19 protein-coding genes and 1 riboswitch are annotated in these 20,846 nt (G+C 61.0%); of the genes, 17 read left to right on the top strand and 2 right to left on the bottom strand.

Features of this window, described 5'->3' with window-relative positions; genetic code table 11:
- Window positions 1-54 precede the first annotated feature (54 nt).
- The 16 genes from KI811_RS03045 to KI811_RS02975 all read left to right on the top strand — a co-directional run bounded on the left by KI811_RS03045 (window position 55) and on the right by KI811_RS02975 (window position 17,824).
- On the top strand, window positions 55-741 hold the full coding sequence (locus tag KI811_RS03045; RefSeq protein ID WP_214185009.1) for a type 1 glutamine amidotransferase: 687 nt from the start codon (window positions 55-57) through the stop codon (window positions 739-741).
- A 188-nt stretch (window positions 742-929) separates the two neighbouring features.
- Complete coding sequence (gene nifV, locus KI811_RS03040; protein ID WP_214185008.1) at window positions 930-2,081, top strand: homocitrate synthase; 1,152 nt, start codon at window positions 930-932, stop codon at window positions 2,079-2,081.
- A gap of 373 nt (window positions 2,082-2,454) precedes the next feature.
- Window positions 2,455-3,204 carry a hypothetical protein gene (locus KI811_RS03035; protein ID WP_214185007.1) on the top strand — a complete coding sequence of 250 codons (750 nt, stop codon included), beginning with the start codon at window positions 2,455-2,457 and terminating at the stop codon, window positions 3,202-3,204.
- Window positions 3,205-3,268: 64 nt separating this feature from the next.
- Window positions 3,269-3,607, top strand: coding sequence for a P-II family nitrogen regulator (locus tag KI811_RS03030; protein ID WP_214185006.1), 339 nt, complete (start codon window positions 3,269-3,271; stop codon window positions 3,605-3,607).
- A gap of 43 nt (window positions 3,608-3,650) precedes the next feature.
- Entirely contained in the window at window positions 3,651-5,117 is a 1,467-nt protein-coding gene (locus tag KI811_RS03025; RefSeq protein WP_246551238.1) for an ammonium transporter, read from the top strand.
- A gap of 215 nt (window positions 5,118-5,332) precedes the next feature.
- Window positions 5,333-6,079, top strand: a complete 747-nt coding sequence (locus KI811_RS03020) for a sensor histidine kinase (protein ID WP_214185005.1) — start codon at window positions 5,333-5,335, stop codon at window positions 6,077-6,079.
- Window positions 6,080-6,159: 80 nt separating this feature from the next.
- Window positions 6,160-6,939: an inositol monophosphatase family protein gene (locus tag KI811_RS03015; RefSeq protein ID WP_214185129.1), complete on the top strand. Its 780-nt coding sequence runs from the start codon at window positions 6,160-6,162 to the stop codon at window positions 6,937-6,939.
- A 102-nt stretch (window positions 6,940-7,041) separates the two neighbouring features.
- A riboswitch (SAM riboswitch) is annotated at window positions 7,042-7,147 on the top strand.
- 80 nt (window positions 7,148-7,227) lie between these two features.
- Complete coding sequence (locus KI811_RS03010) at window positions 7,228-8,364, top strand: trans-sulfuration enzyme family protein (protein WP_214185004.1); 1,137 nt, start codon at window positions 7,228-7,230, stop codon at window positions 8,362-8,364.
- Between the two features lie 15 nt (window positions 8,365-8,379).
- On the top strand, window positions 8,380-9,516 hold the full coding sequence (locus tag KI811_RS03005; RefSeq protein ID WP_214185003.1) for a trans-sulfuration enzyme family protein: 1,137 nt from the start codon (window positions 8,380-8,382) through the stop codon (window positions 9,514-9,516).
- 238 nt (window positions 9,517-9,754) lie between these two features.
- Complete coding sequence (locus tag KI811_RS03000) at window positions 9,755-12,217, top strand: EAL domain-containing protein (protein ID WP_214185002.1); 2,463 nt, start codon at window positions 9,755-9,757, stop codon at window positions 12,215-12,217.
- A gap of 154 nt (window positions 12,218-12,371) precedes the next feature.
- Window positions 12,372-14,339, top strand: coding sequence for a cache domain-containing protein (locus tag KI811_RS02995; protein WP_214185001.1), 1,968 nt, complete (start codon window positions 12,372-12,374; stop codon window positions 14,337-14,339).
- A gap of 39 nt (window positions 14,340-14,378) precedes the next feature.
- Window positions 14,379-15,761, top strand: a complete 1,383-nt coding sequence (locus KI811_RS02990) for a sigma-54-dependent transcriptional regulator (protein WP_214185000.1) — start codon at window positions 14,379-14,381, stop codon at window positions 15,759-15,761.
- Between the two features lie 434 nt (window positions 15,762-16,195).
- The gene (locus KI811_RS02985; RefSeq protein WP_214184999.1) at window positions 16,196-16,387 is read left to right on the top strand and encodes a hypothetical protein; all 192 of its coding nucleotides are present in this window, start codon (window positions 16,196-16,198) and stop codon (window positions 16,385-16,387) included.
- Between the two features lie 19 nt (window positions 16,388-16,406).
- Window positions 16,407-16,529, top strand: coding sequence for a hypothetical protein (locus KI811_RS18740; protein WP_004514095.1), 123 nt, complete (start codon window positions 16,407-16,409; stop codon window positions 16,527-16,529).
- Complete coding sequence (locus KI811_RS02980) at window positions 16,510-16,761, top strand: hypothetical protein (protein ID WP_214184998.1); 252 nt, start codon at window positions 16,510-16,512, stop codon at window positions 16,759-16,761. The genes KI811_RS18740 and KI811_RS02980 overlap by 20 nt, the downstream gene beginning before the upstream one ends.
- A gap of 13 nt (window positions 16,762-16,774) precedes the next feature.
- Window positions 16,775-17,824 carry a hypothetical protein gene (locus KI811_RS02975; protein ID WP_214184997.1) on the top strand — a complete coding sequence of 350 codons (1,050 nt, stop codon included), beginning with the start codon at window positions 16,775-16,777 and terminating at the stop codon, window positions 17,822-17,824.
- A 101-nt stretch (window positions 17,825-17,925) separates the two neighbouring features.
- On the opposite strand, the gene KI811_RS02970 is transcribed toward KI811_RS02975, so the two are convergent.
- A complete protein-coding gene (locus tag KI811_RS02970) occupies window positions 17,926-18,579 on the bottom strand; it encodes a hypothetical protein (RefSeq protein ID WP_214184996.1) in 654 nt (217 codons plus the stop codon).
- Window positions 18,580-18,745: 166 nt separating this feature from the next.
- On the opposite strand from KI811_RS02970, the gene KI811_RS02965 reads away from it, so the two are divergent.
- Window positions 18,746-20,269, top strand: coding sequence for a glycogen synthase (locus KI811_RS02965; RefSeq protein WP_214184995.1), 1,524 nt, complete (start codon window positions 18,746-18,748; stop codon window positions 20,267-20,269).
- A 42-nt stretch (window positions 20,270-20,311) separates the two neighbouring features.
- On the opposite strand, the gene KI811_RS02960 is transcribed toward KI811_RS02965, so the two are convergent.
- A complete protein-coding gene (locus tag KI811_RS02960) occupies window positions 20,312-20,845 on the bottom strand; it encodes a DUF2721 domain-containing protein (RefSeq protein ID WP_214184994.1) in 534 nt (177 codons plus the stop codon).
- Window position 20,846: the final 1 nt, after the last annotated feature.

Here is a 20,846-nt window from a genome sequence, read left to right as displayed (position 1 = left end):
AGGGGGGCGCAGCGACCCCTTTCTGCCCAAACCCGATGCAAACGGAGGATTGCAATGTTCCTGATCGTGCAGAATGATCCCGAGGTTCCGGCTGGGGCCTACGCCCACTACCTGGAGGAGATGGGGGTGTCTTTCCGGCTGCTGTGCCCCTTTGCTGGGGAGGAACTTCCGCCAGCGGAAGAGGCGGCCGCCGTCCTGGTGCTTGGCGGGGCCATGGGCGTTCACGACACGGCCAAACATCCCTTTCTCAGAGCCGTCAAAGGATTCATCGCCAAGACGGTGGCGGCAGGCATCCCCTATCTCGGCATTTGCCTTGGCGGCCAGCTCCTGGCCCATGTCCTCGGGGCGCCGGTGACCACAGGGGCCAACGGCGAGAAGGGAACCCTCACCGTCACCCTGACCCCCGACGGTGGGAGCGACCCCCTGTTTGCCGGTATTTCTTCCTCTTTCCGTACCTTCCAGTGGCATAACGACACCTTTGCTATCCCTGATGGAGGGGCACTCCTCGCCTCGTCCCCCGCCTGTCCGCACCAGGCGTTCCGCATGGGGGCACGGGCCTGGGGGCTCCAGTTTCACCCGGAGGTGACGAGGGAGATCGTAGCCGCGTGGGCACGATGGAGTGACGAGACGGCGCCCCTTGCCGACCGCTTCGTTGAGGAGTTCGCGGCAGCGGAGCCGGACTTTCAGGACGCCTCCCGCAGAATCCTCGTCAATTTTATCCGCATCGCCGGCCTCGTCTGATCCTTCTGGAGCATCTGCCACAAAATTAATCAGCATTGTTCCGGCCACCGGCTCCGCGAGCAGCCCGGCCGGGGCGGAAGCTGTGGCACATCTTGTGCTTGATAATAAATGACAATTCGAGAGCGGTCGGCAATGGAGCCCCGGAACATCAGATCCGGGGCTCTATTTTTTACTGAAAGGAGCCAGCCATGGAAAACGCGACCACGAGCCCTGTCATCATCGACGACACCACCCTGCGGGACGGCGAGCAGACCGCCGGGGTCGTCTTCAGCAGGAAGGAGAAGCTGGCCATCGCCCGGATGCTGGACGGGATCGGGGTGCAGGAGCTGGAGTGCGGCATCCCCGCCATGGGGGAGGAGGAGCGGGACGCGATCCGTGCCCTGGTGGACCTGGGGCTGAACGCCCGGCTCATCACCTGGAACCGGGCCGTCATCTCCGACATCGAGGCATCCCTTGCCTGCGGCATTGCTGCGGTGGACATCTCCCTCTCGGTTTCGGACCAGATGATTGCCCACAAGCTCCGCACGAGCCGTTCCGGCGTCATGGAGCAGCTGAAGCGGGCTCTGGGCTTCGCCAAGGAGCATGGCCTCTACGTCTCAGTCGGCGGGGAGGACGCGAGTCGGGCAGACCTTTCGTTCCTGGCGAAGCTCATGGAGATAACCCTGTCGATGGGGGGGGACCGTTTCCGCTTCTGCGACACCCTCGGCATCCTCGACCCGTTCACCATGTACGAGAAGGTGAAGGCCCTGCGGACCGCCGTCCCCGGCCTCGACATCGAGGTCCACACCCACAACGACCTGGGGATGGCCACGGCCAACGCTCTCGCCGGCATCAAGGCTGGTGCCCGTTTTGTGAACACCACGGTGAACGGCCTCGGGGAGCGGGCAGGCAACGCTGCTCTGGAAGAGGTGGTGATGGGGCTCAAGCTCGCCTGCGGCATCGACCCGGGGATCGACACCCACCGTTTCCACGAGATCTCCCGCTTCGTGGGAAGGGCCTCCCAGCGACCGGTACCTCCCTGGAAGGCGGTGGTGGGGGAGCGGGTCTTCTCCCATGAATCGGGGCTCCATGCCGACGGGGTCATCAAGGATTCCCGCAACTACGAAGGGTTCGATCCGGCCGAGGTGGGGCTTCGCCGTCACATCGTAGTGGGGAAGCATTCGGGGAGCAGCGGCCTTGTGGAGCGCTTCCGGCAGATGGGGATCGAGCTCTCCCGGCAGGAGGCAGGGGGGCTGATGGATGAGGTGCGGGACCTAGCCCAGCGGCTGAAGCGCCCCCTTTCCGACGGGGAGCTCCGCGCCCTCCATGCCTCGGAGCGGTGCGCCCTCAGGGCGGCATGAAGTGGATGCATATTCGTGAAATGGAAAATGCTTATAAAATGAGCAAGACGAGGAGGGGCGTGTGCGGTTCGTCCCCTTCATTTTTTTAGCATTTCGATCCGCGGTTCACTAACTTCCCGTAATTACGGGGCTGGAATTTAATGAAGCATAGTGGCATGCCTTGTGCTAATTCGTTGCCAGAAGCCGGAAGCACAAAGGTTGTGCCGCCAGCCCTGAAGAACAATCGACAAACAACTTGGATCGACAAGGCAAAGGCGCCTTCCGCTACGGAGCGGAGGCGCCTTATTTTTATTCGATGTGACGAAAGGAGGCGTGTGCGGGACCCCGATTCAGTGCAGATGCAATAAAATAAAACATACAAAGGAGTACGGACATGAACAAGACACTGAAGACTTTTTCCCTGGCACTGGCACTGGTGGCCGCCACCTGCGGCGCCGCACTGGCAACCCCCTCCACCCAGATCTGGATTCCTTCCACCGATGTCCAGGCGTACAAGACGGTTCACCTGGGCCTCGACAACTATACCCGGACTTCCAAGCATAACGGCGTCACCACCAATACCTATGATGCCGGTGTGACGGTCGGCGTCCTCCCCTTCGAGAAACTGCAGATGGAGGTGGGGGTCGATTACATGGAGACCGGCACCAATTCAGCCACCGACAGCAGCCCCTTCTACTTTAACGCGAAGATCGGCACTCCCGAGGATTCCCTGTTTCCCTATTCGCCGGCCCTTGCTGTTGGCGGCTACAATTTCGGCACGAAAGTGGGGGTAACCACCCAGAACATCACCTATGCCCTTGCCGCGAAGACGCTTCCCGTCATCGGGAGGATCTCTGCCGGGTACTACCACGGCAGCGGCAGGGTGCTGGTGGACGAAAATGGAAAGTCCGCCAATGACGGTGTGCTCCTCTCCTGGGACCGGACCATGAGTGAGATTTCCGACAAGCTGTGGGCGGCGGTCGACTACCAGAGCGGCAACAGCGGCGCGGGCGCCTTGAACTTCGGCGTGTCATGGGCCTTCTCCAAGAACGTCTCGCTGATCGTCGGCTATGACATCTACAACAACGCCTACACCGGCGGCAAGAATACCGTTACCACACAGCTCGACATCAACTTCCCCTAGCCGGCGGCGTGCGGCTCCCGGGGCAAGTGTCCCTAAGGAAACAAACGACATTCGGAGGTCAGCAATGAAGCTCATTGAGGCAATAATCAAACCGTTCAAGCTGGATGAGGTAAAGGACGCACTCACCGAAATCGGCGTTGAGGGGATCACCGTAAGCGAAGTGAAAGGATTCGGCCGCCAGAAGGGGCATACCGAGCTTTACCGTGGCGCCGAGTATGTTGTCGATTTCATTCCAAAGGTTAAGATTGAAATTGCGGTGGCCGATGAGGTGGTGGCCAAAGTGGTCGAAACCATAGAAACCGCCGCCAAAACCGGCAGGATTGGCGACGGCAAGATCTTCATCCTTTCCCTCGACGAGGCGGTGAGGATCAGGACCGGCGAAAAGGGTATTGAGGCCATCTGATACGGTGAGACAGGAAATCAAGATTAGTCCATGGAGGTATCCAATGAAGTTTAAACTATCATTTGTCACGTTGCTGGCAACCGTCGCGCTCTTGCTCCCGGTCGTCCTCCTTGCAGAGGAGGCGAAGCCCGCTGCCCCGGCGCAGGCTGCCCTGTCATCGGCCCAGAAGGCTGCCCCGGCGCCCGCTGTTGCCGCGGTTTCCGCCGCTGCTCCGGCAGCCCCTGCCGCACCGAAAAACGTCGATCCGGTCCTCAATACCGGCGACACCGCCTGGATGCTCGTCTCCGCCGCCATGGTCCTCTTCATGATTCCGGGTCTTGCCTTCTTCTACGGCGGCATGGTCCGGGGCAAGAACGTCCTCTCGACGATCATGCACTCCTTCGTCGCCATGGGGATCGTCGGGGTCCAGTGGGCCGTGCTCGGCTACTCGCTCTCCTTTGGCCCCGATATAGGTGGCGGCCTCATCGGCAACCTCAGCAAGGCGCTCCTGAACGGTCTCATCAGCTTCAAGGACGGCAACCCGGTCTACGCCCTCTTCCAGAACGTGCCGACCGCGCCGGGCGCCATCCCCGAGTATGTTTTCGCCATGTACCAGTGCATGTTCGCCATGATCACCGTTGCCCTCATCTCCGGCGCCCTGGCCGAGCGGGTGAAGTTCTCCGCCTACTGCGTCTTCGTGCTCCTCTGGACCACCCTGGTGTACGACCCCCTGGCCCACTGGGTCTGGATGTCCGATGGCTGGCTCTTCAAGAAGGGTGCCCTCGATTTCGCCGGCGGCACTGTCGTGCACCTCTCCTCCGGTATTTCGGCCCTGGCGTTTCTCATCTTCCTCGGCAAGCGGCACGGATTTCCCCATGAGCGGATGGCCCCCCACAGCCTGCCGCTGACCATGCTCGGCGTCGGCATGCTCTGGTTCGGCTGGTTCGGTTTCAACGCCGGTTCCGCCATCGTCGGGCCGAACTGCTCCGATGCGGCAGGGGGGCTGGCTGGCCTCGCCTTTGCCACCACCACCATCGCGCCGGCCGCCGGCGGCCTTTCCTGGATGATCGCGGAATGGATCCACGCCGGTAAGCCTTCCGCCCTCGGTTTCGGTTCCGGTGTCGTTGCCGGCCTGGTCGTCATCACCCCCGCCGCCGGTTTCGTGCAGCCCGGCGCTGCCATCCTCATGGGGCTTGCCGCGGGCGTGGTCTGCTACGGCGGCGTGCTGCTGAAGGCCAAGATGAAGTATGACGACTCACTCGACGCCTTCGGTGTCCACGGCGTGGGAGGGACCTTCGGCGCCCTCACCACCGGTATCTTCGCCACCGTGGGGGCCACGGGGCTCCTCTCCGGCAACGTCTCCCAGTTCATCACCCAGGTGATCGCGGTCGTAGCCGCCGGCGCCTATGCCTTCATCGTCACTCTTGTCATTGCCTTTGTCCTCCACAAGACCATCGGGCTTCGCGTGGAAAAGGAAGACGAGATCATGGGGCTCGACCAGACCCAGCATTCCGAATCCGCTTACAACTGATCCGCGTCCTTCACATTACCCGAAGCCGCCCCTCCAGGGGGGCGGCTTTCTTTGTGCCTCAATTGTGGGCGATTTGTTGCCTAAATGCTGTGCAGTTATTCCCCTGACCGGTGAAGCAGTGTTGTAACTACCTGATAAATCGTTTTAAATTTATGGCATGCCTCGTGCCTACAGAAACGTGGCACCCTATTCAACCGGTCTGGACCAGAGGACCCATGGCGGATGCACTGGCAAAATATCTCTCCGACAACGGCAACGCGGAAGGGGAATTCCTGGAGCTGCTTGCCTTCAACGAGAAGATGGCGGAGTTGGGAAGAATGACGGCTGGAGTGGTTCACGAGCTGAACACCCCCCTGTCGGTCATCGTCTCGGCCACCCAGATGATTCTCAGGGAGGAAGAATTGCCCGAATTTGTCCGCGAGATGGTGGAGCGGGTCAACGAGGAGGCCCACCGCCTGGCGGAGTTGACCAAAGGGGTCCTCTCCTTTGCCCGCCAGGAAGGAACAGGCAGGGCCGAGGCGGACGTGAACCAGGTCATCGGCGAGGTCATGACGTTCCTTCGCTTCGAGGCGGGGAAGCGGTCCATCGGCATCGTCGAGGACATGGACTACCGGCTCTCCTTCATCGCGGCCGACGGCAACCGGGTGAAACAGGTCATCATCAACCTGGTCATGAACGCCCTTCAGGCCATGGGTGAAGGGGGAACGCTTTTCCTTCGCTCGGTCCAGGAGAGTGAAGCGGCTGTGACGGTGCAGGTGGCCGACACCGGGCCCGGCATCCCCCCTGACGCCCTGGAACGGATCTTCACCCCCTTCTTCACCACCAAGGAGCCGGGTGAGGGGACCGGCCTCGGCCTCTTCATCACTCGCAAGCTTATGGAGAGCATCGGCGGCACCATCGCCGTGGCGAGCGTTGTGGGTGAGGGGACCACCTTCACCTTGACATTCCCCGTTGCGGAATAATCACTATAGGTTTTTCCTCCGTGTGCTCCGTTGCTCCGTGTTATTCTTACGGGCAAACACAAAGCCACGGAGGAATCATGATGAAGGCATTTCTGGAGACGGCGGTCCGGGCCGCCCGCAGCGCCGGCGCCATCCAGCGGGAGCGACTCTGGGAGGAGCACGAGATCCGCTTCAAGGGGGAGACTGATTTGGTCACCGAGGTGGACCGGGCGTGCGAGGACCTGATCGTCGCCACCATCCGCGGCGCCCATCCCGGCCACGGCATCCTGGCCGAGGAGGGGACCAGGGATGCGGGGATGTCCCGCCACCGCTGGATTGTGGACCCCCTTGACGGCACTACCAACTACGCCCACGGTTTTCCCTGGTTTTGCGTCTCCATCGCCCTGGAGATCGACGGCGAGGTGAGGCTCGGTGTCATCTACCACCCGGTCATGGACGAACTCTTCACCGCCGTGAAAGGGGAGGGGGCCTTCGTGAACGGCAGGCCCATCCGTGTTTCGCCCCGTCAGCCCCTCAAGCAGTGCCTCCTGGCCACCGGCTTCCCCTACGACCGGACCCGCGACAACGAGAACAACTTCGCCAACTTCTTCAGCTTCCAGTTTGCCGCCCGGGCCGTGCGCCGGGCCGGGGCCGCGGCCCTCGATCTGGCTTACGTGGCAGCCGGCCGTCTTGACGGTTACTGGGAGCTGAAGCTGAAGCCGTGGGATGTGGCTGCCGGCCAGCTCCTGGTCACCGAGGCGGGGGGGCGGGTCACGAATCACGCCGGCGAACCGTTTTCCGTCGACGACCACTGTATCCTGGCCTCCAACGGCCTCATCCACGACGAGATGCTGGCGGTATTGTCGGGTAAGGCGATGTAAAAAAATAGGTTGACGATATATGACTCCTTTGCTAGAGTTTCTCTCAGGTATCTTTAGTAAATAGCTTAACAATAGAGTCTGCTAACAACTGAATAGGTTCATTTCTTATCACGAGCGACCGAGGGACTGGCCCTATGACGTCGCGGCAACCCCCCGCAAGGGGAAGGTGCCAAATCCTGCGGGACGGCAACGTTCCGGGAGATAAGGAAGAGCGTTGCCGCCGCTACGGCGAAAAATCCTCTTCCGCACCCCGGGAGGGGATTTTTTCATTCAGGAGGCAAAACAATCATGAATATCGCAACCCAGACAGCACAGATCGGACTTGAGTGGGACACCCGCACTGGCGCGGTGACGGTCCCCATCTACCAGACGGCCACCTTCCGGCACCCGGGGCTCGGCCAGAGCACCGGCTACGACTATACCCGCTCCGGCAACCCCACCCGGCAGGCCCTGGAGGAGGGGATCGCCCGCCTTGAGGGGGGCGCCAGGGGCTTCGCCTACGCCTCGGGGATGGCCGCCATCGCCAACCTCCTTCTGCTCTTCAAAAAGGGTGACCACCTAGTGGTGACCGAGGATCTCTACGGCGGCACCTGTCGCCTCTTCGACCAGATCTTCACCCAGTACGAGCTCTCCTTCACCTACGTGGACACGAGCGATGTGGAGGCGGTGCGCCAAGCCATCCGTCCCGAAACCAAGGCCCTCTTCGTGGAGTCCCTCACCAATCCGCTCCTCAAGGTGGCAGACATCGCTGCCCTGTCGGCCCTCTGCCGGGAGCGGGGGCTTCTCCACATTGTGGACAACACCTTCCTCACCCCCTATCTCTTGCGCCCCTTCGACCATGGGGCCGACATCACCGTCTACAGCGCCACCAAGTACCTGGCCGGCCACAACGACACGGTCTCCGGCCTCGTGGCGGTGAAGGACCCGCAGTTGGCCGAGCGGGTCTACTTCCTCCAAAACTCGGTGGGTGGGGTCCTGGGTCCCCAAGATTCCTGGCTTACCATTCGAGGGATGAAGACCCTCTCGGTGCGCCTCGACCGGCAGCAGGAGAACGCGGCCCGGATTGCCCAATGGCTCGCGGCCCATCCGCGGGTGCGGAAGGTTTACTACCCCGGCCTTGCCGACCACCCCGGCCATGACTTGCTCGCCCGCCAGTCCCGGGGCTTCGGTGCCATGATCGCCTTCGAGGTGGACGAGCATGCGCTCGTGGAGCGTTTGCTTCTCAGGACGAAGGTGATATCCTTCGCCGAGAGCCTCGGCGGGGTGGAAACCCTCATTACCTTCCCCCAGGTCCAGACCCATGCCGATATTCCGCCCGAGTTGCGCCGGCGGCTTGGGATCAACGACGTACTCCTGCGCCTCTCCGTGGGGATCGAGGATGTGGACGACCTGATCAACGACCTGGCCCAGGCTTTTGAAGGATAACCAAAGGAGAATCTCATGAAATTCGGCACCCGCATCATCCATACCGGCCACACGATCAACCCGACCACCGGGGCGGTTTCCATCCCCATCTACCAGACCTCCACCTTTCGTCAGGAGTCGGTGGACCACTTCGGCAAGTATGACTATGCCCGCTCCGACAACCCCACCCGGGAGGCCTTGGAGGAGACCATCGCCCAACTGGAGGGAGGAACCCGCGGGTTTGCCTACGCCTCGGGGATGGCGGCCATCTCGTCGGTGCTGCTTCTCTTTTCGCCGGGGGATCACCTGGTGGTCTGCGAGGATGTGTATGGAGGGACGTTCCGGGTCTTGACCCAGCTCTTCAGCCGCCTCGGCATTACGTCCACCTTTGTGGATGCCACCGATCTGGACGCCATCGCCGCTGCGTTCCGGCCCGAGACCAAGGGGCTCTTCCTGGAGTCCCCGTCGAACCCGCTCCTCAAGATCACCGACCTGGAAGGCGCGGCCCGCATCGCCCGGGAGCGGGGCGCCATAACGCTGGTGGACAACACCTTCATGACTCCCTACCTCCAGAGGCCCTTGGAGCTGGGGTGCGACATCGTCCTCCACAGTGGGACCAAGTTCCTGAACGGCCACAGCGACGTCATCTGCGGCTTTGCCGTGGTGAAGGACCCGGAGTTGGGGAAGCGGATTCGCTTCATCCAGAATGCCTTCGGCGCCATCCTCGGCCCCCAGGATTCGTGGCTCGTGCTCCGGGGACTCAAGACCCTGCGGGTGCGGATGGAGGAGAGCCAGCGGAGCGCGGCCCGCATCGCCTCGTGGCTGGCGGGGGAGAAGCGGGTTACCCAGGTGCTGTACCCCGGCCTTTCGAGCCATCCCGGCCACGCAATCCATGGTCGCCAGAGCTCGGGTCCGGGCGCGGTCCTCTCCTTTGCCCTCGACTCCCTGGAGGTTACCCGCCGGCTCCTGGAGGGGATGAAGCTGGCCGCCTTCGCCGTGAGCCTCGGCGGGGTGGAGAGCATTATCTCCTATCCGGCCAAGATGTCACACGCGGCCATGCCTCCCGAGGAGCGAGCCGCTCGCGGCATCGGCGACACGCTCGTGCGTCTTTCGGTGGGGCTTGAGGAGGCCGACGACCTCATCGCCGAGCTGGACCGGCTCATCAACGGCTGATTGTTTTAACGCTTTACGGTTTGCGCCCCGGAATCCCCGGTATTTTCCCGGAGGTTTCCGGGGCGTTTTGCGTCATGGCCAGGCCCACAAGGCGAACCGAAATTTCGTGCAGGAAACTTTTCCGGTTTCAGAGTAAAAAGTTTCGATTCTTTGCCGATATAATAGTATAGGTGAAGTTCGGGAGGAGCTGTTTGTCCCCATGGATACGCACCGGCCAAGGAAAGGATAGTTGGACAACATGCGGATACGGACCACGTTGACGGCGGGTTGCTTCATTTTCGCCCTGCTCACCGCGCTGGTGGGATACTTCGGCGGCCGTGCCATTACAAAAATCAGCGGTGAGTTCGACCGGGTTGCCGAGGAGGTTTTCCCTGTCCTCAGGACGCTGGAGGACCTCCGCTTTGCCGGGCTTCGCATCGTTTCCTCATCCGCCGAGCATGCCCTTATCGTGAGACAGAGGGGCGATGCCGCGCGGCGAGGGGACTCGATTGTGTTGGCCTCGTCAGGAATCGAGACTCTCGAGGATGCCCTCGCACGGCTGCAGTCGCTGAGTTCTTCCCTCGACCCCGAAGAACGCTCTCTGGTGGCCGACGTGGATCGAGCCGGACGAAGGCTTCTCGAGACGAGCAGGGCGCATCTGCGGTTGGTCCTGTCGGAAGCCCCGGTGGCGAAGCTTCGCAGCATTCGTGAGCGGTCCCAAGGGGAGGAGAGGGTCTTCTTCGCGGCGGTCAGTCAGGCCTTTGCCCACAAGAGCGAGGAACTCGACGCCGCCAAGGCCGAGGTGCGGCAAGCGATCAGAACGGCGCAGTTCACCATTGCCGGGGCATCGCTGGTTGCTCTCATCCTCGCCATCGGCGGCGGGTCCCTCATCGCCGCTTCCATTTCCCGCCCCATAGCGCTTCTCCACGACGGCGTCGAACAGGTGGGGCAGGGGCTTCTCGATACGCGGATAGAGGTGACGGCCCGTAACGAGATCGGCACCCTCGCCGCCGCCTTCAACCGGATGACAGGGGAGTTGCAGTTCACCAAGAACGAGATCGTCACGGCGAAGAACTTCCTCGATAACGTGATCCAGTCCATGGCCGATTCCCTCGTCATCCTCTCCACCGACTGGACGATCATCAGCGTCAATCCGGCCCTCTGTACCCTTCTGGGGTACGGCGAAAAAGAACTCCTGGGGAGTCCCTTCGGCCAGATTGTCGCCGGCGGTGCGGAGGAAAGAGAACTCCTGCGTGAAATGGCCGAGCGGGGGCAGGTGCCGGAACGGGAACTCATCTATCTCGCCAGGGATGGTGCCGCCATCCCGGTTTCCGTTTCCGGAGCGGTCATGAGGAGCCCCACCGGCGAGGTGGTGGGGATTGTCTGCATCGCCCACGACATCAGCGAGCGGAAGCGGTCCGAGGAGGAGATCCGCCGGCTGGCTTTCTACGACCCCCTTACCCGGCTTCCCAACCGCAGCCTCTTTCAGGATAAGCTCACCCAGGCCATTCAGCGGAGCCGTACCGACGGCGGCATGATCGCCCTTCTCTTCCTCGATCTGGACCGGTTCAAGGACATCAACGACACACTGGGGCATGCCTACGGCGACCAGCTCCTGTTGGCTGTTGCCGACCGGCTTGGCGGCAATCTTCGTTCCACCGAGTTTCTTGCGCGGCTCGGCGGCGACGAGTTCGTGTTTCTGGTTACCGGCCTCCGCGACAAGAGGAGCGTCGGGAGCCTCGCCCATTCCATCCTCGAATTGCTCAACACCCCCTTCGAGATCGACGACAAGGAGCTGTTCATCTCGACGAGTATCGGCATTGCCCTCTCCCCAGGCGACGGCGATGACGGCGACACCCTCCTGACCCACGCCGACATGGCTCTGTACGCGGCCAAGGAGCAGGGGCGAAACGCCTTCAGCTTCTTCTCCGAGGAGCTGAACCGCGAGGCCCGGGAGCGCCGCCACCTTGAGGGGAGCCTCCACCGTGCCCTCGCCAACGACGAGTTCTTCTTGGAGTACCAGCCACAAATAGAGCTACGCAGCGGAAGGATCTTCAGTTTCGAGGCCCTGGTACGCTGGCAGCATCCAGAAGATGGGCTTATCTGCCCGAATCGTTTCATTCCGGTGGCGGAGGAGACCGGACTCATCCGGCGGCTCGGCGAGTGGGTCCTGCGGACCGCCTGTCTCCAGTGCCGGCAGTGGCAGCAGCCGGGGCTTCCGCCGGTGCGGGTGGCGGTCAACGTGTCGGGGCACCAGTTCAACCAGCCGGGGTTCATCGATATGGTCGACCGGGTCCTGGAGGAAACGGAGCTCGATCCGGAGCTCCTGGAACTGGAACTGACCGAAAGCTCCCTCATGGCCGGAGCCCAGGAATCCATCATGACCCTCATCGACCTGAAGGTCCGGGGGATACACCTGGCCATCGACGATTTCGGCACCGGCTATTCCTCTCTCAGCTATCTCAAGCACTTTCCCATCGACCGCCTCAAAATCGACCGCTCCTTTGTCCGGGACATCGTCAAGGATCTGGACGACCGGGCCATTGTCGAGGCTGTCATTGCCATGGCCCACAGTCTGGGGCTGCGGGTCCTGGCCGAGGGGGTCGAACATGAGGATGAGCTGGAGCTACTCAAGGAGCGGGGGTGCGACGAGGTGCAGGGGTTCTACTTCGCCCACCCGCTGCTGCCGGCGGCGGTGGAGGAGACCCTGAAAGTCCGCTGAAAATCCCCCTGCTGTTCCCTCCCCATGGATTCATCCCCTCCCCTCTCAGATTTTCCTGCAGCGTTTTTGCAAATCTGCAAATAATGCTGGATTTTTTTATGGTGTATACATACTATGTCCTTTGAGTTCGCTAGCTTTCAGGACAGGGGATCCCGTGCGCCGCTATTTTTTCGCCTTCATGAACAACCTGAAGCTGCGCTGGAAGATGCTGGTGCTCGTGCTCCCCCTCGTGACGGTTCCGATTGTTCTTGTCGGGGGGGTCATCAGCTACATTTCCACCGAACAGGCCTACCGGGGGATCACCCAGACCAGCAAGGACGACCTGGCCCACATGGCCAGTTTCACCATCGACCTCCTCAATTCCCACTACCAGCAGTTCCAGGTCTACAAGCAGGACAAGCAGCGGAGCACCAACCTGGAGCTTGCCACCCTCACCACCCTTGCCTACAACATGGTGGAGGCCCAGCACCGCCAGTACAAGAGCGGCAAGGTCGACCTCCGGACCGCCAAGGAGGAGGCCCGCAAGGCCCTGAAACGGGTCAACGTGGGGACGACCGGCTACATCTACGCCATGACCACCAAGGGGAAGCTGGAAGTACACATCGCCCGGGAGGGGGAGAACGTCTACGAGGAGAAGGACGAGAACGGCCGCCCCTTCATCCGGATCATGTGCGAGAACGCCCTGAAGTCCAAACCCGGCGAGATCCTCTACATCGTCTACCCGTGGCGCAACCCGATGCTCGGCGACAAGTATCCCCGCAACAAGGTGGTTGCCTACCGCTATTTCCGGGAGTGGGACTGGATCATCGCCTCGGGCGGCTACCTGGAGGAGACCTATGAAGACCTCGCCTTTGAGCGCCGCTCTTTCCAGGAACTGAAGGATAAGATCAAGAGCAAGAAGGTGGGGGATACCGGCTATATTTTCTGCATGGACGACAAGGGGAACTTCACTGTTCACCCGGGCGGAGAGGGGAAGAATTTTCTCAATGCCGTTGATTCCAGCGGCCACAAGTTCATCAAGGAAATGGTTGAGAAGAAACGGGGCTGGATCCGCTACCCTTGGCTCAACCCCGGGGAAAAGGACCCGCGGATGAAAATAGTCCGCTACGACTACTTCAAACCGTGGGGATGGATTGTGGCAGTCGGTTCCTACGAGGATGAGTTCTACGGGGAGGCCAACAAGATCCGGGGCCGCATTGCAGCCTCCATGACTTTGCTGACCATTGTCACGAGCATCGTGGCCACGGGGCTTGTTTTCCTTGCTGCCAAGGTCCTCACCGACCCCATCAACCACATGATCGATGTTATCCGCAAGGTGAAGAAAGGGCGGCTCGACGAGCAGATGGAGGTGGATATGGGGGACGAACTGGGCGAGATGGCCTCCGCCTTCAACCTGATGACCGCCATGATCCGCCAGAACAAGGAAATGGAGTCAAGTCTCGCCCAGCAGGGGAAGATGGCGTCCCTCGGTGTTCTCTCCTCGGGCGTGGCCCATGAGATCAACAATCCCCTCGGCGTCATCCTCGGTTACGCTTCCTACATCGAGGGAAAGACCGGCGAGGATGACCCCAATTACAAATACATCCACGAGATCAAGCGGGAGAGCAAACGGTGCAAGAAGATCGTGCAGGATCTCCTCTCCTATGCCCGCACCCCCAAGCCGGCCCTGGAGTGGACCGACGTGAATGACCTCCTGAGGCAGATCGTCGATTTCGCCGCCAATCACACCGACATGCACCATGTGACCGTCGTGAAGGATTTCTCCCCCGAAATGCCGCGCGTCATGGTAGACGGCGACCAGATCCGACAGGTGGCCATAAACCTGATCCTGAATGCCGGAGCCGCCATGTCCGGGGAAGGGACCCTGACGGTGAAATCGTTCCTGGACGCCGAGGGGTACGTGACCATCGTCTTCAGCGACAACGGGGCGGGAATTCCATCCGAGGACATCGAAAAGATTTTCGAGCCCTTCTTTACCACCAAGGCCAAGGGGACCGGTCTCGGCCTTGCCATCACGAAGCAGATCATCGAGATGCACCATGGCAAGATCAGCATCCTGAGCGAGGTGGGGAAAGGGACCGACGTGATTGTAAAGCTGCCGGTGGAGCGGGACGAGTTCTGAGGGGCAGCGGGAACGAATTTTTCCCATAGGGGTTGAGACGTGTCCGAAAACAAGCGCATCATGCTCATCGACAACGAGGAAGGGCTCTGCCGGATGATGGAGGCCGTGCTCCTGGACAGCGGCTACGCCGTGAAGGGGTACACCCGCTCCTTCGAGGCGGTGGAGGACTTTCGGCCCGGCGACTGGGATCTGGTGGTCTCGGACATCAAGATGCCGGGTATGGATGGTCTGGAGGTGCTCCAGCGGATCAAGGCCAAGGAGCCGGCTATCCCGGTCATCATGATCACCGCCTACGCCACGGTGGAGATGTCGATCCAGGCCCTGCGCCGGGGCGCCTACGACATGCTGACCAAGCCCTTCGAGCCCGAGGAGCTTCTCTACCGGGTGAAAAACGCCCTCAAGCACACCGAGCTCCTGGAGGAGAACCGGGAGCTGCGCGAAGAGCTGGTGGGGAAGTTCCGCTTCGACAACATCATCGGCGCCTCGGACGGGCTCAAAGGGGTCCTGGAGAAGGTGGAGAAAATCGCCATCCGCGACACCTCGGTGCTCATTACCGGCGAATCAGGGACCGGCAAGGAGCTCATCGCCCAGGCGATCCACTACAACTCGGTGCGCAAGGAGAAAAAGTTCGTTGCCATCAACTGCGGGGCACTGCCGGAGACGCTCCTGGAAAGCGAACTCTTCGGCTACCGGAAGGGGGCCTTCACCGGCGCCAAGGAAAACCGCCAGGGGCTTCTGGAGGCGGCCGACGGGGGGACCCTCTTCCTGGACGAGGTGGGGAACCTCCCCATGAACGTGCAGAAGACGCTCCTCCGCTTTCTCCAGGAGCAGGAGTTTCTCCGCATCGGCGACACCACACCCACCAAGGTGGACGTGCGGATCATCTCGGCCACCAATGCCGATCTGCGGGAAGGGGTCAAGAGCGGCGCCTTCCGGGAGGACCTCTACTACCGCCTCAACGTGGTAAACCTCCATCTCCCGCCGCTGCGGGAGCGCAAGGGAGATATCCCGCTCCTGGCGGCCCACTTCATCGCCCTGCAGAACAAGAAATTCGCCACCGCCATCAAAGGGCTGGCACCCGACGCCCTGGAGGCGGCCGTGGGCTATGCCTGGCCCGGCAACATCCGCCAGCTCAGAAACGTGATCGAGGCCTGCACTGCCATGGAGGGGGGCGACTATATCACGTTGCCGGTCCTTTCCCAGTTCATCGAGCTCCCCGAACCCCAGGATGATGCGATCATCGAAGCGGAAGGTGAGGAGGGGGACTACGCCCAGGCCCTTTCCCGCTTCGAAATGGACTACATCCGGGGGCTTCTGCGAAAAAACCGCGGCAACGTGGAGGCCGCAGCCCGGGAGGCCGGGATGAACATGGCCACCATCTATCGGAAGATGAAAAAGTATAACTTACGCCGGGAGGAGTAGCCTTAGTAGTTTTTCATTTATTTGCATTTCTGCAAAATACCACCGCATCCCCCTTGCACTCCTGCAAGGGGGGGTGCTGTAAGTCAAAAAATAATAGTAATATTAGCATGTTGTGTCCAATGGGTGGTCTCCTGAGCCCCCGTGACGCCGTTCGCTATCCCTCCCCTCCTCGCACCTCTGCAAAAATACCGTTAACAATCTCTCAAAGTTTATTCTCCCTTCTTGAATGAATTGTTCGTGCAACTTGCTGTAATTGCTGGTTTTATCTATTGGTCAAAACATTTTCACCGTTTTGGTATACAGGTTGCTCTATCAAAAATCAGTTACTCCTTCGATAAGCATGGGTCGGAACCGGGGATGGTGACGACCAGATGAGCCGGCACCCTTCCCATGCGCGGCAGAAAAACCGAAACGGTTTAGAGATAGAGGTTCCCATGAAGGACGGAATTGTCTGCCCCTTCTACGGCAAAAGCGATGACATCTGTGATGTGGGGTGCGGCTACATCTCGCCCCACGACGTCAACATGATCATCAAGTTCTGCAGCTGCCGGTACCGCGAGTGCATGAAGTACCAGGAGCTGTCGGAGCGGTTTCCCCACGGGGTACTTACACCGGTAAAGTGTTGAGCAATAAAAGGAGGATGTCATGCTGTACAACCTGAGTCTGCACCTCGATGGACCGTATATCCTGTATGCCCTGACGATTGTGGCGGCCTTAACGGTTATTTCTTTGGTAAAGGAGAAGAGAGATGAGCGAAAGAGAGCTTGAACTGCTGGCCAGGATCGAACAACTGGAGCGTCATACCTGGCGCAATAGCGCCATCCTCCGCGCGGTCGCCATGGTGGCCGGCACCGCCATGATCGGGATCATCGTTGCCTCGGGGGTTGTCGGCGGCGGACACGGCAGCCACTGGAGCGGCCCCGCCTGGAACACCATGTGGCTTTACGGCCTGTTTGCAGCCAACGCCGTCTCCATGTTCTGGACGACGCACAAGAACTAGGAAGGGGACAGCCATGCCAATGTCAATCAAGAACGCAATCCTGCTCTTCGTGGTGGTGGCCATCTGTGCCGCCTTTAGCATGAGGATGTTCCAGGGACTCGACGAGATGATGGGCGACCAGTACTGGGTCGTCGACACCACCCAGGGTGACCACGGGTGGTATGCCATGGGGCTTCTCCCCCATGTGAAGACGGTGGCCAAGGATGTGGTCAAGGCCGCAAATACCGACGCGGACAAGAGCAACGACTACGAGATCTATGCCCAGGCGGGGGACTTTGCCGGCAATTCGGTCTACGGCATCTGCTACGGCATCCCGCTTATCATGTACCTGATATGGTTCGCCTTTATCCTTGGCTTCCCTGACCGGGTCGATCCGTATCTGCTGCCGCGCAAGATCTTCACCCTTGCGGTCATTACCTGCTGCTCGATTGTCGTGAACCTCTTCCTGATGCGGATCACCGCCGACTTCGCCACCGACCCCATGTCGCGCATCGCCAACGTGGCGGGCAACCACGCATCGCTTCTGTTCCATAACGCCGGCATCTGGTTCGCGATCCTCTTCTCGGCCCTGGGAACCCATGCCCACTCCGCCCAAGAAACGTCGGCTCCCGACAGCCGCCAGTGGCAGACCCAGGCCAACGAGAAGTTCTCCTGGATGTTCATCCTCCTGGGCGCCGTGACCGTCCTTGAACTCTTCCTGGTGAAGGGCAAGCTTGCCCTCCCCGACGCGGCAGTCGACTACTCGGTCTGGATCATCTGGGTCGTGATCTTCATGCGGATGTTCGGCTTCTCACCCAAGTACTGGGTCAAGCGTGGACGCGGCCTCGCCATCATGTTCGTCGGCACGGCCCTGACCCTCGTGGCTTTCTACTTCCTGGAGCGGTTCACCGGGAACCTCGGCGCTGGTTTTGCCTCTCCGATTCTGGCCAAGGCCCTTGGCGTGGAGAACCAGAACATCGGCCTCTCCCTCATGATCTCCATCTACCTGATTTTCTGGATGGAATTCTCCGCGGCCATCCGGATGAACGGTCCGGCCAAGAAGGCGGTGGAGCAGAAGCACTAAATCGGGGACCGGGAATTGGGAACCGGAAAAAACCTGAAAACAGAAGAGGCGACGGGATCTCCCGTCGCCTCTTCGCGTCTCTGGCTTCCTCTCTGGGGTTTCTACCGGTGCTCCACGACCACCTGCATCCCCTCCAGTTCCTCTTCCAGTGTACAAATGAGCCGCTCCACCATTTCCCGGTAGTCGCCGGGGAGTTCCTCTACCCCCCGCAACGCCGTGTCGAGACGCCGAGCCGCGCCGAGCGCGGCCTTTAGGGGTACGGACGGGTCGATCACGGGCTCTTCCCGGGTCTTTGCCACCTCCTGGAACTGCTTGAGCACCGTGGGGTGGCTCCGCTCCTGCTCAACGACACATTTGCGCAGATCCGCGTATTCCTCGTCGGAAAAGCCTTTCTCCTCCCGGGCTTGGCGCAGGAGATCGATGGAGCGGTAGTCGGGGAAGGGGCGGGGCTCTTCGCGGCGGGCCATGAGTTCCGGCTCGTTCTTCTCCATGAAGCGGTAGGCAAGGGTCAGCTTCTGGGCCGTCTCCTTCTTGATCCTGATCTCTTTTGTGCAGTAGTCCTCGAAGCTCCCGTATCCCCATTCCTTGTAGAGGTCCCGTGAGCTGACAGCCAGAAGCCTGTCCCCCAGTTCCACCCACGATGATTTGAAGCGCTTGGCGGTTTCCAGCACCTGGAAGCGCTCGGACGAGGGGTCCAGCTCCCCCATGATGCGTTCGATGAAGCGTTCGCCCGATGACTTGGGGATGTCGGTCATGATCGGTTCTCCTTGTTCAGTTCTCCTCAGAGAGATACCACAGAACACCACGCTCACCAACGTCAGAATGAGATAGTGCATCTTTTGCCTTGGCCGAGTGGGATGGTTCGGAGTACAATTCACCGGTTTTGCAATTAATTACCATGTAGTGAGGGAGTTTCAACCGATGAAAAAACTGAAGATCCTCATGGCCGCCTCAGAGTGCGTCCCCTTTGCCAAGGAGGGGGGCCTCGCCGATGTGGTGGGGGTGCTGCCGAAGCACCTGGCCCGCATGGGGCATGATGTGCGGGTGGTGATGCCCCGATACAAGAGAGTGGACCGGGAACGTTATGGCCTGAAGCAGCTTCCCGGCGTGCTCGTGGTCCCCATGGGGGTCATCGGCAACCAGTACTGTGGCGTGTGGGAAGGCCGGATTCCGGGAAGCGACGTCCCGGTCTATTTTCTGGAACACGAGGGGTATTACGGCCGCGACGGCCTCTACGAGATGAACAACGAGGGATATCTCGACAACGACAACCGCTTCGTCTTCCTCTCCAAGGCGGCCCTGGAGCTGCCGAAGATGATCGGCTTCGAGCCCGATCTCCTCCACGCCCACGACTGGCACACGGCGGCCATCCCGGTCCTCGTCAATACCACCTACGCCGCCGACCCCTACGTGGGGGGGAAGGCCACGGTCCTCTCCGTCCACAACATGCAGCACCAGGGAAACTTCTACGAGGGGCTCATGGACGTGCTCGGCATCGGCTGGGAGCACTTCACTTTTCTGGGACTTGAAAAAGATGGCGAGACGAACCTCCTCAAGGGGGGGCTCTACCACGCCACGGTACTCAATACGGTGAGCAAAGGGTATGCCCGGGAGATGCAGACCCCCGAATACGGCTGGGGGCTCGACGGGGTGGTGCGGGAGCGGGCGGCGGATCTCTTCGGCATCCTGAACGGGGTCGACTACGACGACTGGAACCCGGAGGTGGACCCGTACATCGCGGCCCGTTATTCAGCCGCCGACCTCTCGGGGAAGAAACTCTGCAAGCGGGACCTCCAGCGGACCTTCGGCCTCCCGGAGCGGGATGACGTCCCCCTCTTCGGCATGGTGTCCCGGCTCGTGAAGCAGAAGGGGGTCGACATCCTGGCCGAAGCGATCCATCGCATCCTCGCCCTCGATGTCCAGTTCGTCATGCTCGGGGCCGGCGAGCCCTGGACCCACTTCTTCTTCGGCGACATCAAGAACGCCTACCCCGACAAGTTCAACCTCTACGTGGGGTACAACAACCCTCTCTCCCACCAGATCGAGGCAGGGGCCGACTTCTTCCTCATGCCGAGCGCCTTCGAGCCGTGCGGCCTCAACCAGATGTATTCGCTCCGCTACGGCACCCTTCCCATTGTCCGGGCTACGGGTGGGCTCGACGACAGCGTGGAGAACTTCGACGGGAAGACCCTCTCCGGCACCGGCTTCAAGTTCTGGAGCCACGATGCCGGGGCCCTCTTCGACACCGTCGGCTGGGCGGTCTACACCTGGTATAACCGCAGGGACGCCATGGAAAAGCTCATTGCCAATGCCATGGCTAAACGCTTCACCTGGGAGGACGCGGCGGCCAAGTACGAGGAACTCTATGGCCGGGCCCTCCGCAAGCGTCTGGGCGAGAAAACGTTCGTTCGGCGGTACGGCAAGGATAAGCCAGTATCAGGCTGAAAGAAATGATGAGAAAACGTGACGGGGGAGTGGGCTTGATGCTCACTCCCCCTTTCTCGTGTGGGTTTCCTCTTCGTGGCGGTCTTCCAGGTACTTGATGAACTGGATGTGCCGGTTGATGAAGGTGAGGTTGTAGCGGCTTTCGTAGAGGAGGAACGCGCTGGCGGCGAAGAGGAAGAGCCCTCCGGCCAAGGCCAGGGCCGTGGGAATCCAACTGGTGGCAGAGCTGCCGTAGGCCACGTTGAAGGCGATGGCGAGGCTTGCGGCAATGAAGAACGCGGTGGCCGTGTAGAGGGCCGAGAGGGCCTTCTGGATGAGCCCGGCCCGGATGTGCTGGATCTCCACCTGGCTGCGGATCACGGCAAGCCTTTCCTCGGGGTACGTGAGCTTGCCGGTGAACACGGCCTCAAGCTCGCTCTTGAGGCTGTTTACCCGGTCGAAGACCCGCCCCAGCCGATTGGAGGTGGAGAAGATCAGGGTGCCGGCGGCGGAGATGAGCACCGCCGGCGTGATCATGGAGGTGAGGATCTTGGTGCTGGAGAGGGCTTCGAGGATTTCCTTTTCCTGGAGCGCCATG

The sequence above is a fragment of the Geobacter hydrogenophilus genome, assembly GCF_018501225.1.
Lineage (GTDB): Bacteria > Desulfobacterota > Desulfuromonadia > Geobacterales > Geobacteraceae > Geobacter > Geobacter hydrogenophilus.
Note: the sequence above shows the minus strand (reverse complement) of the source record. Positions and strands in the feature narration are given on the sequence as shown.

What these genes read in the sequence shown, in the direction of transcription:
- KI811_RS03045 (WP_214185009.1), top strand. Translation starts at nt 55, where the DNA reads ATGTTCCTGATCGTGCAGAATGATCCCGAGGTTCCGGCTGGGGCCTAC.
- nifV (WP_214185008.1), top strand. Translation starts at nt 930, where the DNA reads ATGGAAAACGCGACCACGAGCCCTGTCATCATCGACGACACCACCCTG.
- KI811_RS03035 (WP_214185007.1), top strand. Translation starts at nt 2,455, where the DNA reads ATGAACAAGACACTGAAGACTTTTTCCCTGGCACTGGCACTGGTGGCC.
- KI811_RS03030 (WP_214185006.1), top strand. Translation starts at nt 3,269, where the DNA reads ATGAAGCTCATTGAGGCAATAATCAAACCGTTCAAGCTGGATGAGGTA.
- KI811_RS03025 (WP_246551238.1), top strand. Translation starts at nt 3,651, where the DNA reads ATGAAGTTTAAACTATCATTTGTCACGTTGCTGGCAACCGTCGCGCTC.
- KI811_RS03020 (WP_214185005.1), top strand. Translation starts at nt 5,333, where the DNA reads ATGGCGGATGCACTGGCAAAATATCTCTCCGACAACGGCAACGCGGAA.
- KI811_RS03015 (WP_214185129.1), top strand. Translation starts at nt 6,160, where the DNA reads ATGAAGGCATTTCTGGAGACGGCGGTCCGGGCCGCCCGCAGCGCCGGC.
- KI811_RS03010 (WP_214185004.1), top strand. Translation starts at nt 7,228, where the DNA reads ATGAATATCGCAACCCAGACAGCACAGATCGGACTTGAGTGGGACACC.
- KI811_RS03005 (WP_214185003.1), top strand. Translation starts at nt 8,380, where the DNA reads ATGAAATTCGGCACCCGCATCATCCATACCGGCCACACGATCAACCCG.
- KI811_RS03000 (WP_214185002.1), top strand. Translation starts at nt 9,755, where the DNA reads ATGCGGATACGGACCACGTTGACGGCGGGTTGCTTCATTTTCGCCCTG.
- KI811_RS02985 (WP_214184999.1), top strand. Translation starts at nt 16,196, where the DNA reads ATGAAGGACGGAATTGTCTGCCCCTTCTACGGCAAAAGCGATGACATC.
- KI811_RS18740 (WP_004514095.1), top strand. Translation starts at nt 16,407, where the DNA reads ATGCTGTACAACCTGAGTCTGCACCTCGATGGACCGTATATCCTGTAT.
- KI811_RS02980 (WP_214184998.1), top strand. Translation starts at nt 16,510, where the DNA reads ATGAGCGAAAGAGAGCTTGAACTGCTGGCCAGGATCGAACAACTGGAG.
- KI811_RS02975 (WP_214184997.1), top strand. Translation starts at nt 16,775, where the DNA reads ATGCCAATGTCAATCAAGAACGCAATCCTGCTCTTCGTGGTGGTGGCC.
- KI811_RS02970 (WP_214184996.1), bottom strand. Translation starts at nt 18,579, where the DNA reads ATGACCGACATCCCCAAGTCATCGGGCGAACGCTTCATCGAACGCATC.
- KI811_RS02965 (WP_214184995.1), top strand. Translation starts at nt 18,746, where the DNA reads ATGAAAAAACTGAAGATCCTCATGGCCGCCTCAGAGTGCGTCCCCTTT.
- KI811_RS02960 (WP_214184994.1), bottom strand. Translation starts at nt 20,845, where the DNA reads ATGGCGCTCCAGGAAAAGGAAATCCTCGAAGCCCTCTCCAGCACCAAG.